Below are 14,508 nucleotides of genomic sequence, written 5' to 3' on the forward strand. Positions count from 1 at the left end.
GAACCTCGATACGGCCCTGCTCGCCGGTAGGCATCTCGATGTCGTCTTCGACGGTCAGCAGATGGATCTGGGTGCCGGGCCGGGGCGCGCCGGCGCTTCCGCGGGCGCCGCCGGGGCCGCTTGCGCGGCTGCGGTCGTCGTTCCGCCGGCGGCTTCGCCGTTGGCTTCACCATTGCCGATGGCCTTGTCGAGGGCCTGGTCAAGCGATGTGTCCGGGCCCTTGGCCGGGGCCTTGGCGGCCGCCTTGGCCGCGGTCTTCTGGGGAGCCGGCTTGCCGCCCCCGAATGATTCGCGCAGTCGACGAGCGACCGGCGCCTCCACCGTGGACGATGCTGACTTTACGAATTCGCCCTGTTCATTCAGCCGGGCGAGAACTTCCTTGCTGGTAACACCGAGTTCCTTGGCCAACTCGTGTACGCGGGCCTTACCTGCCACTACATCTCCTGTCTAAGAGGCGACAGTCGTGGGGCCGCGCCTCGGGTTTAGCTATGACGCATGGTCATCGGGACTTCACGGTGTGCTCATGTTCTTTGCTACCTGTTCTGTTGCCGTGCTGGTCGAGCCCTTCCACGTGCCCGACCAGCGCGGATGTGTCCGGTGGACGGTCGATGCGCAGCGCCCTGGTGAAAGCCCGCCGCCGAATCGCCTGTTGCACGCACTGCGGTACAGGGTGCAGCCACGCACCCCGCCCCGGCCGGTTGGTCTTGGTGTCAACGAGCACGGCATATTCGCCGTTCCCGTTCGACACAGCCACCACGCGAAGCAGTTCGACGGCCAGCTCTCGCTTTCGGCACCCGACGCACGTTCGGACTGGTCCGTCCTCGCGTCTGTGCGCCCGGGCCGAAGGCTCACGCTGGATCACGGCTCAGTCTAGCGTCACTTATTCGATGGTCAGAACCGCCCGAGGGTGCCGGTGCGGAACCCCCGCGTCGGCGCCGTCCGACAGGGTCGGCCGCTAGTTAAGTTAGCGGTCGTGCGCCATCCCGTGGGTGGCGCCGTTTTCGGGGTGGCTCTCCGAATGCGACTCGGATCCCCCCGGCGTATCGCCGCGGATGTCGATGCGCCACCCGGTGAGCCGAGCGGCCAACCGCGCGTTCTGGCCCTCCTTGCCGATCGCCAGGGACAGCTGGAAATCGGGCACCACCACGCGGGCGGCGCGGGCGTTTTGGTCGATGATCGACACGGAAACCACCTTGGCCGGCGACAACGCGTTGGCGACGAAGCGGGACGGGTCCTCGTCATAGTCGATGATGTCGATCTTCTCCCCGGAGAGCTCGCTCATCACGTTGCGGACCCGCTGGCCCATCGGGCCGATGCAGGCCCCTTTCGCGTTCAGGCCGGGAACGTTGGACTTCACCGCGATCTTCGAGCGGTGGCCGGCCTCCCGGGCCACCGCCACGATTTCCACCGACCCGTCGGCGATCTCGGGGACTTCCAGGGAGAACAACTTGCGGACCAGGTTGGGATGCGTCCGGGACAGCGTGATCAGCGGCTCCCGGGACCCGCGGGTCACACCGATGACGTAGCAACGCACCCGGTTGCCATGTTCGTAGCTTTCGCCGGGCACCTGTTCGGCCGCCGGGATCACGCCTTCGGAGGCCTTGGTCTCGGTGCCCATCCGGACCACGACGAGGCCGCGGGCGTTGGCGCGGTTGTCGCGTTGAATGACGCCGGCGACGATCTCGCCCTCGCGGGTGGAGAACTCACCGTAGGTGCGCTCGTTTTCCGCATCCCGAAACCGCTGCAGCATGACCTGACGGGCGGTGGTGGCGGCGATCCGGCCGAAACCCTCGGGGGTGTCGTCCCATTCGCTGATGACGTTGCCGTCGTCGTCCGTCTCACGGGCGACCACCTTCACGACACCGGTCTTGCGGTCGATCTCGATGCGCGCGTCGTTCTGGTGTCCCTCGGTGTGCCGGTAGGCCGTGAGCAGCGCCGACTTGATCGTCTCGAGCAGCTCGTTGACCGAGATGCCGCGATCCACCTCGATGGCATGCAGCGCGGCCATGTCGATATTCATGATCCGGCCTCCGTCCTGTCGGCCTGGCCCGCCAGTTCCAACTCCGCTTGGGCTGGGGGCGAAAACTCCACCTGGACAACGGCTTTGGCGATATCGGCGAGCGGGAGCTCGCGTACCCGGTAGTCACGTCCCGCGCGGACCACCAGGGCAACGGAGTCGCCGCGCGTCTCGCCGACGCGACCGGTCAGCCGCGAACCGTCCGCGAGGACGACGTCGACCTTGCGGCCGCGGGCGCGACGGAAATGTTTTTCACTGGTCAGCGGGCGGTCCACGCCCGGCGAACTCACCTCGAGCACGTAGCGGTCCGCAACGTCGTCGAGGCCGTCCAGCAAAGCCGACGCCGAGCGCGACAGCGTCGCTATGGTGTCCAGGTCGAGGGCCTTGTCACCGTCGGCGACGACCATGATCCGCGGCGGGCGCGTCCGGGCGTCGATGACCACGTCTTCGATCTCGTATCCAGCGCGCGCGAACTCATCACCGAGTAGCTCGATCACCTGCGTCTGCGAAGGTAGCCCGGTGGTCACGGCGAGCTCCTCATCTTGAGTTGTTCGGTCAGCTGCAGGGCGTCGCCGCCCCCTTGGCCCTGCGGGCGGCTCCAGTGTCCTGGCGGAACGCGAAGGCTGCCGTTCCGCGAGAGCAGCTATCAACGATACGCCAGGAATCGCGTCTGACGGCGGGATCGCGTCCTGGCTTCCTACCCACCTCCGCAGCGATGGCAGGATGTGTTTGTGTCTAGCGCATTTCCGGTCGTCAACCGGCGGGGTGTGCTCGCCGGCGGCGCGGCTTTGGCTGCGCTCGGGGTGGTGACCTCCGCCTGCGGCGAGTCCCCGCCCAAACCCCCGCCAGTCGAAGAGCTGCTGGGCCCGCTGGACCAGGCCCGCAAGGACAGCGCGCTGGCCGGTGCCGCCGCGGCGGCCGTCGGCAATCCGCCGCAGATCGCCGCCGCGCTGGCGGTGGTCGCAAGCCAGCGCGCCGCGCACGCCCGCGCCCTGTCCACGGAGATCTCGCGGGCCGCCGGCAAGATCACCGCCTCGTCGACCAGCGAGACCGCGGGCCCCAGCTCGAGCGCCGCCGAACCGGCGGGACCGCCGCCGCCTCCCCCACCGGTGTCCGACGTGATCAACGCCTTACGCGCCTCGGCGGACAGCGCCAGCCGGATGGTGGCGGGAGAATCCGGCTACCGGGCGGGGTTGCTCGCCTCGATCATCGCGTCCTGCACGGCGTCGTACACCGTCGCCCTGGTGCCGGGGGGCCCGTCGATATGAGCTCCGGCAAAGACGCGGACAACGCGGCGCTGTGCGACGCGCTGGCCATCGAACACTCGACAATCTACGGCTACGGCATGGTCTCGGCGCTGTCGCCGCCGAGCGTGAACGACATGGTGGTGGAGGCCCTGGGCCAGCACCGCCAACGCCGCGACGACGTGATCGCGATGCTCAACGCCCGCAAGGTCACCGCGCCGGTCGCCGCCCCCGGCTACCAGTTACCGATCCTGGTGGGCAGCGCGGCGGATGCGGCGCGCCTGGCGGCGCGGATGGAGAACGACGGCGCGTCGGCCTGGCGCGTGGTGATCGAGCACGCCGAGACGGCCGACGACCGCGCGTTCGCCTCGACGGCACTGACGCAAAGCGCCGTGATGGCCGCCCGATGGAACCGGGTGCTGGGCGCCTGGCCCATCACGACGAGCTTCCCCGGCGGAAACGACTAGCGGCGCAAGGGTTTTCGAGCACTACCCGGTCAGGGCGGCCGCGACGTCGGTGGCCAGTGACGGCCCGGTGCCCAGCTCGCGCGTCTGCCCGCTGAAGCGGTCGCGCAGCTCCACCACGCCGTTACCCCAGCCGCGCCCCACCACCAGGATCCACGGGACGCCCAGCAACTCGGCGTCCTTGAACTTGACCCCCGGTGACGCCTGACGGTCGTCGAGCAGCACCTCGACGCCCAACCGGTCGAGGTCGGCGGCCAGCGCGGTGGCTCCGGTGCGGGCGTCCGCATCCTTGTTGGCGATCACCAGGTGGACGTCGAACGGCGCGACCGCCGACGGCCAGCGCAGGCCCAGCTCGTCATGGTGCTGCTCGGCGATCACCGCCACCATCCGCGACACCCCGAGGCCGTAGGACCCCATGGTCAGCCGCACCGGCTTGCCGTCCTCACCGAGCACGTCGGCGGTGAAGGCGTCGGTGTACTTGCGGCCGAGCTGGAAGATGTGCGCGACCTCGATACCCCGGGCCGCCACCAGCGGGCCGGCGCCGTCGGGAGACGGATCGCCGTCGCGCACCTCGGCGGCCTCGATGGTGCCGTCGGCGGTGAAATCCCGGCCGGCCACCAGGCCGACGACATGCCGCCCGGGCTCGTCCGCCCCGGTGATCCAGCTCGTGCCGTCCACCACCCGCGGGTCGACAAGGTACCGAACGCCGTTGTCCCGCAGCGCTTTCGGTCCGATGTAGCCCTTCACCAGGAACGGGTATTTGGCGAAGTCGGTGTCGTCGAGCAACGCGTAGTCGGCCGGTTCGAGCGCCGCGCCCAGCCTCTTGTCGTCGACCTCCCGGTCGCCCGGCAGGCCGATGGCCAGCAGCTCCCACTCGCCGCCGGGCTGACGCACCTTGAGCAGCACGTTCTTCAGCGTGTCCGCCGCGGTGACGGTGCGGCCCAGGCCGGCCGTGTTGGCCCAGTCCACCAGGGTGGCGATGGTTGGGGTGTCGCCCGTGTCGTGGACCACGGCGTCGGGCAGCCCATCGATGGGTTTGGCCTCCGGGCGGGCGGTGATGACCGCCTCGACGTTGGCCGCATACCCGGATTCCAGGCAGCGCACGAAGGTGTCTTCGCCGACCGGGCTTTCGGCCAGGAACTCCTCGGAGGCGCTGCCGCCCATCGCTCCCGATACCGCGGACACGATCACGTAGCTCACCTGGAGCCGGTTGAAGATGCGCTGGTAAGCCTCCCGATGCGCGTGATAGGCCGCCTTGAGCCCGGAGTCGTCGATGTCGAAGGAGTAGGAGTCCTTCATCAGGAACTCGCGCACCCGCAGGATCCCCGCGCGCGGACGCGCCTCGTCGCGGTACTTGTTCTGGATCTGATAGAGCAGCACCGGAAAGTCTTTGTAGGAGCTGTATTCGCCCTTGACGGTCAGCGTGAAGAGCTCTTCGTGGGTGGGGCCCAGCAGGTAGTCGTTGCCGCGGCGGTCCTGGAGCCGGAACACCCCGTCGCCGTATTCGGTCCACCGGTTCGTGGTCTCGTACGGCGCACGCGGCAGCAGGGCGGGAAACAGGATCTCCTGACCGCCGATCGCGTTCATCTCCTCGCGGACAATGCGCTCGATCTTGCGCAGCACGCGCAGCCCGAGCGGCAGCCAGCTGTACAGCCCGGGCGCGATCGGCCGGATGTAGCCGGCGCGGATCAGAAGTTTGTGGCTGGGCACTTCGGCGTCAGCGGGATCGTCGCGCAACGTGCGCAAGAACAGCTCGGACATCCGGGTGATCACAGCGGGCCAGCCTAACTTGTCAGGGGTGGGCGCCTGACAGCCGAGGACCCGCGCGAGGCTCCGCGAATCTGATATCGCCCGCGCTATCGCATCCGGCGCAACGACATTGGAGTTGGCCGCCATCGGCGGCCCGCCGCCTTACAGCTCGCCGGCGTCGATCGCTTCTTTGACCTCTTGCGCGTGGGCCACCTGCGCGGGCGTGTAGCCGATCAACAGCGCCGCGGCGCCGACGACGACGGCCACCCCGGCCACCCACAGCAGGCCGTAGGTGTAGCCCTGGTCGAGCGCGTGCAATTGGAGGTCGTTCATGATCTTCACCGGGCCGGTAGTGCCGCCCAGGTACAGCGTGCGGGAGGTGATCACGGCCTGGATGACGGCCAGCACTAGCGGCCCGCCGAGGCTCTGCAGCATCAACGCGATCGCCGACACCGGACCGATCTGGTCGAAACCGACCCCGGCGATCGCCGACAGCGTCAGCGGGACGACGCAGATGCCGATGCCGATTCCACCGACGATGATGGGCAGCACCAGGTTGGGGAAGTAGGGCACGCCGCGGTGCATGAAGCCCCAGCCGTAGAGCATCGCCCAGAACAGCAGGATGCCGCCGCCGATGGTCAAGACCCGGGGCGAAAACCGCGACACCAGTTGCGAGGAGACGCCCAGACCGATCCCCATCGCGATGACGAACGGGATGAAGCCGACGCCGGCGCGCAGGGCGCTGTAGCCGAGGATGTCCTGCACGTACAGGCCGATGCACACCGTCAGGCTGAACATGAGGCCGCCGGCCAGGAAGATCGCGGCGAAAGTGACCAGCCGGTTGCGGTCGCGGAACAGATCGAATGGGACGACGGGGTTTTCGGCGGTGCGCTCGACGATGATGAAGGCGAGCGCGGCGGCCATGGCGACCACGCCGGAGCCGATGGTGGTGATTGACACCCAGCCCTTCTCCGGTCCCATCGAGAAGGCGTAGACGGCGGCGGTGCACGCCAGCGTGGCCAGCATCGCCCCGGTCGCGTCGAGCTTCATCCGCTCCCGGTTGGTCTCGCGCAACGCGGTGCGGGCCAGGTAGATCATCACCAGCCCGATCGGGACGTTCACCAGGAACGCCAGCCGCCACGACACCTCGGTCAGCGCCCCGCCGACGACCAGCCCCATCACCGAACCGATGGCGGTCATGGCGGCGAACACCGCCGTCGCGAAGTTACGGGCCGGGCCTTTGGGGAAGGTGGTCGCGACCAGCGCAAGGCCCGTCGGCGAGGCGATGGCGGATCCGACACCCTGCGATAGCCGCGCGATGACCATGGTCGCCTCGTCCCAGGCCACCGCGCACAGCACTGAGGAGATGGTGAACAGCGCGACGCCGACGATGAAGGTGCGCTTGCGTCCGATGGTGTCGCCGAGCCGGCCGCCTAGCAGCATCAGCCCGCCGAAGGTGAGCACGTACGCGGTGATCACCCAGCTCCGGCCGGCGTCGGAAAGGCTGAGCTCGTTCTGGATCCGGGGAAGCGCGACGATGGCGACGGTGCTGTCCATGGTCGCCAGCAATTGCATACCGCCGATGGCGATCACGGCCGCGATGAAGCGACGGGACGGCAGCCAGGCCGGGTAGTACTTGCTGATGCGGGTGGAGGCGGTCTCCGCCAAGCGCGTGGCGCGCGCCGGGGCCGGACGATCGGGGCGCGCGGACGTGAACTTCCGTACCGCGCGCTCTGTGTCGTTGAGAGCCGTCATAAAGGGTTACCTTACAGTAATCTTAAGATCCGTTTAAAGCCCGAAGGCCGCCACCGGCCCGATCACGATGATCGCGGGAGGTCGAATGCCCTCGGCGCGGATCTTTTCCGGCGTGTCGGCGAGAGTGGCCCGCAAAGTTTGCTGAGCCGCCGTCGTTCCATGTTGAACCACCAGCACCGGTGTTTCCGCAGGTCGGCCGCCCGCTATGAGCGCGTCGGCGAAAAGCTCGATGCGTTCGACGGCCATCAGCAAAACGATGGTGCCGGAAAGCGCAGCCAGCGCATTCCAATTTACTAACGATTCGGGATGGCCGGGCGCCAGATGGCCGCTGACCACGACGAATTCGTGATTGATGGCCCGATGTGTGACCGGAACGCCGGCCAGTGCGGGCACTCCTATGGCGCTCGTCACACCCGGTACGACGGTGACCGGGATCCCCGCGCCGACGCACGCCTGCACTTCCTCGTAGCCGCGGGCGAAGACGAACGGGTCGCCGCCCTTGAGGCGGACGACGAACTTCCCGGCCCGGGCGCGTTCGATCATGACGTCATTGATCGCGTCCTGCGCCATCGCCCGCCCGTAGGGAATCTTGGCGGCATCGATGACCTCGACGTGCGGTGGCAGCTCGGCCAGCAGTTCCGGCGGCGCCAGCCGGTCGGCGACCACCACGTCCGCGTGCGCCAGCAGCCGGCGCCCGCGCACGGTGATCAGTTCGGGGTCGCCGGGCCCGCCGCCGACGAGCGCCACACCACCGCGCACCACGTCGGGGCTCGCCGCGCTGTCCGGGGTGATGACCCCGGTCTGCAGCGCCTCCCGGATGGCCGAGCGAATCGCCGCGGACCGGCGGTGCTCGCCGCCGGCGAGCACCCCGACCGATAACCCTGCGTAGCTGAAGGACGCCGGGGTGACCGCGGATCCCTCCACGGCGATGTCGGCGCGGACGCAGAAGAGGCGGCGGCGCTCGGCCTCCGCGACGATGGCCGCGTTCACTTGCGCGTCGTTGGTGGCGGCGATCGCGTACCAGGCCCCGTCGAGGTCGCCGTCGCGGTATTCGCGGAGCGACAACGTGATTCCGGTCATCGCCTCGACCGACCTGGTGGCGCTGCGGGAGATGACATGGACGTCCGCGCCGCTGGCGATGAGCAAGGGCAGCCGACGCTGGGCAACCGAGCCGCCGCCGACCACGACGACCTTTTTGCCGGCCAGCCGCAGTCCAGCGAGGTAGGCGTTCTCGGTCACCGGGCAAGCCTAGTGGCGACCGCGAGCGCGGCGGTAACGCCGGGCGCTGCGGGTCGCCACCGTCGGAACTAGTGGCGACCGCGAGCGCGGCGGGCGGCGGCGTGCGCGACGAACCGCGCGACGGCCTGTGGTGCCGCGGCCGGATGCGTGTGCAGGTATGAGGCGTGCACGCCGGCGTGCACGACGCCTTCGCGCACGGTATCCGCGTCATTGCCCCGATAGGCCCACGCGGGCTGGTAGCCGTCGCCGAAAGTAATTGCGGTGCGGTGGAATTCATGCCCCACCGCCCGCTGGCCGGCGGCATAGAGCGGCGAATCGGCCACGGCGACGGCGTCGCGGTAGGCCAGCGTCAGCTTCGGCGTGAACCGCGCCGACCCGGCCAGCACCCCGCACATCGGGTAACCGTCCAGTTCGGTGGCCAGATAGATGAGGCCCGCGCATTCGGCGTGCATCGGAGCGCCGGCGGCGGCCAGCTCGTTGATCTGCCGGCGCACGGCCTCGTTGGCCGAGAGCTCGGCGGTGAACTGTTCCGGAAAGCCACCGGGCAGCAGCACCGCGTCCGTGCCGTCCGGCAGTTCTTCAGCCAGCGGGTCGAATTCGACCACGTCGGCGCCGGCGGCCCGCAGCAACTCCGCATGCTCGGCGTAGCCGAAGCTGAACGCCTTCCCCGCCGCCATCGCCACGGTGGCCCGCCCGCCGGGCGTCTCCCCCACCGCTGTTGCCGGGTCCCAGGCCGTGGCGGTCCGGCTCGCGGCGACAGCCGCCAAGGCCCTCAGGTCGACATGACGGGCTACCAAGTCGGTCATCGCCTCGACCGCGAGCCGCGCCCGCCGACCGTACTCCACCGCCGTGACCAGACCCAGATACCTTGTCGGCAGCTCTAATTCGGCGGTGCGCGGAATCGCCCCCAGCACCGCGACGCCCGCCTGCTCGCAGGCCTGCCGCAGCACGTGTTCGTGCCGGGCCGAACCGACCCGGTTGAGGATCACGCCGCGGATCCGGGTCGCGGCATCGAACGTCGAAAAGCCATGCAGCAGTGCGGCGATGCTGTGGCTCTGGCCGCGCGCGTCGACCACCAGGACGACGGGCGCACCCAACAGGCCGGCCACGTGGGCGGTGGAGCCTTCCGCCGGGGCGGCCGCGGCGGGCCCGATCCGCCCGTCGAAGAGCCCCATCACCCCTTCGATCACCGCGATGTCCGCACCGCCGGAGCCGTGCGCGTACAGCGGTCCGATGAGGTTCTCGCCGACCAGCACCGGGTCGAGGTTGCGGCCGGGACGCCCGGCGGCGAGGCCGTGATAGCCGGGGTCGATGAAGTCCGGGCCGACCTTGAACGGTGCAACGGCATGGCCCGAACGCCGCAGGGCACCGATCAAACCCGTTGCGACGGTTGTCTTTCCGCTGCCCGACGCCGGCGCGGCGACGACGATCGCGGGGACAGTCACCACTCGATACCCTTCTGCCCCTTGCGCCCGGCGTCCATCGGGTGCTTGACCTTGGTCATCTCGGTGACCAGGTCGGCGGCGTCGATCAACCGCTGCGGGGCGTCGCGCCCGGTGATGACCACGTGCTGGTGGCCGGGCCGCGCCAGCAGCACGTCCACCACCTCGTCGACGTCCACCCACCCCCATTTCAGCGGGTAGGTGAATTCGTCGAGCACATAGAAGTCGTGGCGCTGCTCGGCCAGCCGGCGCGAAATCTCCGCCCACCCGTCGGCCGCGGCCGCCGCGTGATCGAGTTCGCTGCCCGCCTTGCGGGACCACGACCAGCCCGCGCCCATCTTGTGCCATTCCACGGGCCCACCGATGTTGTGCTGTTGGTGCACCTGGCCGAGTTGAGCGAGGGCGGTCTCCTCGCCCACCTTCCATTTGGCGCTCTTGACGAACTGGAACACCGCGACGGAGAGCCCAACGTTCCAGGCGCGCAACGCCATTCCGAATGCGGCGGTCGACTTCCCCTTGCCGGCGCCGGTGTGCACCGCCAGCACCGGGGTGTTGCGCCGGGCCTTGGTGCTCAGTCCGTCATCGGGGACCTGAAGCGGGCGGCCTTGTGGCATCGGGCGGTTACCTCTCTCAGGCCGCGTTGCGCACGGCGCGCGTCAGAGAGTCCGCATGCAGCTGCTCCAGGCGCACGGCCGGCGCGCCGAGGTGGCGGGCCAGTTGCTCGGCCAAACCCAGCCGCACGTAGGAGGTTTCGCAGTCCACCACCACCGCGGCGGCACCCTCGGCCACCAGCCGGGCGGCCGCGGCCCGGCTGCGGCCCAACGGGTCCGGCCCGGCGGTGGCCCGGCCGTCGGTGAGGACCACCACCAGGGAACGCCGGGCCCGGTCGCGCGCCTTCTCCCGGACGATCAGCTCACGCGCGGCGAGCAGGCCCTCGGCGAGCGGAGTCTTGCCGCCGGTGTCGAATCGAGCCAGTCGCCGCCCGGCGATGTGCGCCGACGATGTCGGCGGCAGCAGCAGCTGCGCCTCCTGCTGGCGGAACGTGATCACGGCGACCTTGTCGCGGCGCTGATAGGCGTCGCGCAGCAGCGACAACGTCGCGCCGCTCACCGCGGCCATCCGATCGCGCGCCGCCATCGACCCCGACGCGTCCACTACGAAGATGACCAGGTTGCCTTCGCGCCCCTCCCGGATCGCCCGTCGCACGTCGTCCGGCCCCGGCCGCAGTGGGCCGGGCCCGGCGCGCTCGGCGGCCGACAGCAGGGTGGCGAACAGGTGCAGCCCGTGCGCGCCGGAACTCGCGTCGTTGCCGTCGGCGGCCGCGATCACGCTGCCGTTGGCGTTGCGGGCCCGCGACCGCCGCCCGGGCGCGCCCGCACCGACCCCGGGCACCCTCAGCGCTCGGGCGCGGAAGGTCTTCGACGGCGGCGCGCTCGAGTTCGGTGACGATCGCGAGCGCGGCGCAGCCGGGCGCGGCGGGTCGTCACCCATCGAGTTCGGTGACGATCGCGAGCGCGGCGCAGCCGGGCGCGGCGGGTCGTCACCCATCGAGTTCGGTGGTTGCGGCTTCGACGGCGCCGATGAGTTCGATTGCGCCGCAGGATCGTCCGCGGACCGACCGCCCCCCGGCGGGTCGGGCTCGGGCTCGCGGTCGTCATCGCCGGCTTGCGCCAACGCCTCGTCGAGCTGGTCGCGGTCGATGCCCGGGTCGTCGAACGGGTCGCGGCGGCGACGATGCGGCAACGCGAGCTCGGCGGCCACCCGGACGTCTTGCTCTTCGACGGTCTTGGCCCCGCGCCAGGCGGCGTGCGCGGCGGCGGTCCGGGCCACCACCAGATCTGCCCGCATTCCGTCGACGTCGAACGCCGCGCACACCGCCGCGATGCGGCGTAACTCGTTGTCGGGCAACACCACTTCGCCGACAAGCGCCCGCGCGGCGGCGATGCGCCGGGCCAGTTCGGCCTCGGCGTCGGCGTAGCGCTCGGCGAACGCGTCCGGGTCGGCCTCGTAGGCCATGCGCTGCCGGACGACCTCCACCCGGACGTCGACGTCGCGAGAGGCGTGCACGTCGACGGTGAGACCGAACCGGTCCAGCAATTGCGGACGCAGTTCGCCCTCCTCGGGATTCATGGTGCCGATCAACACGAACCGGGCCTCGTGCGAATGCGAGATGCCGTCGCGTTCGATGTGCACCCGCCCCATCGCCGCGGCGTCCAGCAGCACGTCCACCAGATGGTCGTGCAGCAGATTGACCTCGTCGACGTAGAGCACCCCGCCGTGCGCGCGGGCCAACAACCCAGGCGAGAACGCTTGCTCGCCATCACGCAACACCCGCTGCAGGTCCAGCGAGCCGATCACCCGGTCTTCGGTTGCGCCGAGCGGCATTTCGACGAGGCCGGCGCTCGCGTCGCCGGTCGCCTCGGAGAGCAAGGCCGCCAGACCGCGCACGGCCGTCGACTTGGCCGTGCCCTTCTCGCCCCGGATGAGCGCGCCGCCGATCTCCGGGCGCACGGCGCACAGCAGCAGCGCGAGGCGCAGCTGGTCGTGCCCGACGATCGCGCTGAACGGATACTGCTTCACGGTAGCTCCGTCATTCCGGAACCCGGGCGTGGCGGCTTCACCATCGGCACGTGCGGAATGCCGTCGTCGACGAAATCATCACCGGCGCGGACGAACCCGTGCTGAGCGTACATGTCGGACAGGTAGGTCTGCGCGTCGATCCGGCACGGGTAGTCGCCGACCTCGGCCAGGGCGGCGCGCAGCAGCCGGGTGGTGTGACCCTGCCCCCGGGCGCTGCGTTTGGTGCACAACCGGCCGATCCGGAACGCCTTTTGGCCGCCGGCGTGCTCCTCCATCAACCGCAACGTGCAGATCACCTCACCGTCGGGCGTCTCCAGCCAGAAATGCCGGGTTTCGGCGAGCAGGTCGCGCCCATCCAGCTCGGGGTATGGGCAGGCCTGCTCCACCACGAACACCTCCACCCGCAACTTGAGCAGCGCGTAAAGGGTCTGGGCGTCAAGGTCTTTGGCCCAGGACCGACGCAACGCTTCACTCATGACCGAACCCCCGAATCGGACTTCAACTGCAGCACCTCGGTACCCCAGGACCACACCTCGTCGTACAACGCCGGCTCACGGGACAGCTCCACCCCCAGCGACGGCACCATCTCTTTGAGAGTGGGCAGCCAGGATTGATAGCGGTCGGCAAAGCACCGCTCCAACACTTCGAGCATGGCCGCCACGGCCGTCGACGCCCCCGGCGAGGCTCCCAACAGACCGGCGATGCTGCCGTCGGCGGCGGCCAGCACGGTGGTGCTGAAATCCAGCACGCCCCCTTTGCGCCGGTCCCGCCGGATCACCTGCACGCGCTGACCGGCCACCGTCAACTCCCAGTCGGAACCCGCTGCGGTGGGGGCGAATTCGCGCAGCGCGTGGATGCGGTCCGGTTCGGACAGCCGCAGCTGGCGGATCAGGTAGTTGACCAGCGTCAGCTGGGTCAGGCCGACCCCGAGCATGGACAGCGCGTTGTCCGGTTTCACCGAGCGGGGCAGGTCGCTGAGGCGGCCGTGTTTCAAGAACTTGGGCGACCAGCCGGCGTACGGACCGAACACCAGCCAGGACTTGCCGTTGACGAACCGGAGGTCCAGGTGCAGCGCGCCGAGCGGCGGGGCCCCCGGCGCCGGGACGCCGTACACCTTGGCCCGGTGCGCGGCGGTGAGCGCCGGATTTCCGGTGCGCAGGAACCGGCCACCGATCGGAAACCCGGCGAAGCCCCTGACCTCGTGGATGCCGGACTTCTGCAGCAACGGCAGCGCGTCGCCGCCGGCCCCGACGAAGACGAATTTGGCGTTCAGCCGGTGCTTTTCGCCGGTGCGGCGATTGCGGATCAGCAGCGTCCAGCTGCCGTCGGATTGCCGGCTCAGGTTGCGGACCTCGTGGCCGAACAAGGCGGTCGCGCCGCCCTGCACGCAGAAGCCGATGAGCTGTCGGGCCAGTGCACCGAAGTCGACGTCGGTGCCGTGTGGAGCCCAATTGAGCGCGGTCGGTTCGGAGAAGTCGCGCCCGGCGGCCATGAACGGCAGCCGGCGGGCGAACTCGTGCGGGTCGTCGATGAATTCGGTGCCGGCGAACAGCGGGTTGGCGGCCAGGGCCTGTTGCCGTCGGCGCAAGAACTCGACGTTTCGCGCCCCGCGCACAAAGCTCACATGCGGCAGCTGGTTGAGGAAGCCGGTATCGGTCAGGATCCCGCTCTCGACGGCGGAGGCCCAGAATTGGCGCGTCACCTGGAACTGCTCGTTGACGCGCACCGCTTTGGTGATGTCGATCGAGCCGTCCGGGTTCTGCGGGGTGTAGTTGAGCTCGCACAGCGCGGAATGCCCGGTGCCGGCGTTGTTCCAGGGACTGCTGCTTTCGGCGGCGACGGCGTCCAGGCGTTCGACGATGGTCATGGACCAGTCGGGCTGCAGCCGCCGCAGCAACGCACCCAGGGTTGCGCTCATGATGCCCGCGCCCACCAGCACGACGTCCGTCCGTGCGGTTCGGGCTAGCGATGACACCTGCTCCTGGTCCTTCCGTCGACTGTGCCGGTTCCCAGGCTAT

General features: G+C 69.6%; 12 protein-coding genes and 2 pseudogenes. 2 read left to right on the forward strand and 12 right to left on the reverse strand.

Annotation, left to right across the window (positions count from 1 at the left end):
• Positions 1–162: 162 nt before the first annotated feature.
• From A5678_RS07635 to rimP, 4 genes and pseudogenes are all read right to left on the reverse strand, one after another.
• A pseudogene (locus tag A5678_RS07635) lies at positions 163–435 on the reverse strand (translation initiation factor IF-2 N-terminal domain-containing protein); the annotation flags it as partial.
• Positions 436–499: 64 nt separating this feature from the next.
• A complete protein-coding gene (locus A5678_RS07640) occupies positions 500–862 on the reverse strand; it encodes a YlxR family protein (RefSeq protein WP_082945439.1) in 363 nt (120 codons plus the stop codon).
• Positions 863–964: 102 nt separating this feature from the next.
• Entirely contained in the window at positions 965–2,020 is a 1,056-nt protein-coding gene (nusA, locus tag A5678_RS07645; protein WP_068040509.1) for a transcription termination factor NusA, read from the reverse strand.
• Positions 2,017–2,544 (reverse strand): ribosome maturation factor RimP, encoded by a 528-nt coding sequence (rimP, locus tag A5678_RS07650; protein WP_068040511.1) that lies wholly within the window; start codon positions 2,542–2,544, stop codon positions 2,017–2,019. The genes nusA and rimP overlap by 4 nt, the downstream gene beginning before the upstream one ends.
• Before the next feature lie 204 nt (positions 2,545–2,748).
• On the opposite strand from rimP, the gene A5678_RS07655 reads away from it, so the two are divergent.
• Positions 2,749–3,285: a hypothetical protein gene (locus A5678_RS07655; protein ID WP_068040762.1), complete on the forward strand. Its 537-nt coding sequence runs from the start codon at positions 2,749–2,751 to the stop codon at positions 3,283–3,285.
• Positions 3,282–3,728, forward strand: a complete 447-nt coding sequence (locus A5678_RS07660; protein WP_068040513.1) for a ferritin-like domain-containing protein — start codon at positions 3,282–3,284, stop codon at positions 3,726–3,728. The genes A5678_RS07655 and A5678_RS07660 overlap by 4 nt, the downstream gene beginning before the upstream one ends.
• 21 nt (positions 3,729–3,749) lie before the next feature.
• On the opposite strand, the gene A5678_RS07665 is transcribed toward A5678_RS07660, so the two are convergent.
• The 8 genes and pseudogenes from A5678_RS07665 to mqo all read right to left on the reverse strand — a co-directional run bounded on the left by A5678_RS07665 (position 3,750) and on the right by mqo (position 14,465).
• Positions 3,750–5,498, reverse strand: a complete 1,749-nt coding sequence (locus A5678_RS07665) for a proline--tRNA ligase (protein ID WP_068040515.1) — start codon at positions 5,496–5,498, stop codon at positions 3,750–3,752.
• A 138-nt stretch (positions 5,499–5,636) separates the two neighbouring features.
• Entirely contained in the window at positions 5,637–7,229 is a 1,593-nt protein-coding gene (locus tag A5678_RS07670; protein WP_068040517.1) for an MFS transporter, read from the reverse strand.
• A gap of 22 nt (positions 7,230–7,251) precedes the next feature.
• Positions 7,252–8,468, reverse strand: a pseudogene (gene cobA, locus A5678_RS07675) (uroporphyrinogen-III C-methyltransferase).
• A 68-nt stretch (positions 8,469–8,536) separates the two neighbouring features.
• Positions 8,537–9,913 (reverse strand): cobyrinate a,c-diamide synthase, encoded by a 1,377-nt coding sequence (locus A5678_RS07680; protein ID WP_068040521.1) that lies wholly within the window; start codon positions 9,911–9,913, stop codon positions 8,537–8,539.
• The gene (gene cobO / locus A5678_RS07685) at positions 9,910–10,524 is read right to left on the reverse strand and encodes a cob(I)yrinic acid a,c-diamide adenosyltransferase (RefSeq protein ID WP_068040523.1); all 615 of its coding nucleotides are present in this window, start codon (positions 10,522–10,524) and stop codon (positions 9,910–9,912) included. The genes A5678_RS07680 and cobO overlap by 4 nt, the downstream gene beginning before the upstream one ends.
• 16 nt (positions 10,525–10,540) lie before the next feature.
• Entirely contained in the window at positions 10,541–12,490 is a 1,950-nt protein-coding gene (locus A5678_RS07690; RefSeq protein ID WP_068040525.1) for a magnesium chelatase subunit D family protein, read from the reverse strand.
• A complete protein-coding gene (locus A5678_RS07695; RefSeq protein WP_068040527.1) occupies positions 12,487–12,966 on the reverse strand; it encodes a GNAT family N-acetyltransferase in 480 nt (159 codons plus the stop codon). The genes A5678_RS07690 and A5678_RS07695 overlap by 4 nt, the downstream gene beginning before the upstream one ends.
• Positions 12,963–14,465: a malate dehydrogenase (quinone) gene (gene mqo, locus A5678_RS07700; protein WP_082945440.1), complete on the reverse strand. Its 1,503-nt coding sequence runs from the start codon at positions 14,463–14,465 to the stop codon at positions 12,963–12,965. The genes A5678_RS07695 and mqo overlap by 4 nt, the downstream gene beginning before the upstream one ends.
• Positions 14,466–14,508 lie beyond the last annotated feature (43 nt).

Origin of the sequence: Mycobacterium sp. E2733 (assembly GCF_001667585.1) — a bacterium.
In the GTDB taxonomy this organism is placed as follows: Bacteria; Actinomycetota; Actinomycetes; order Mycobacteriales; family Mycobacteriaceae; genus Mycobacterium.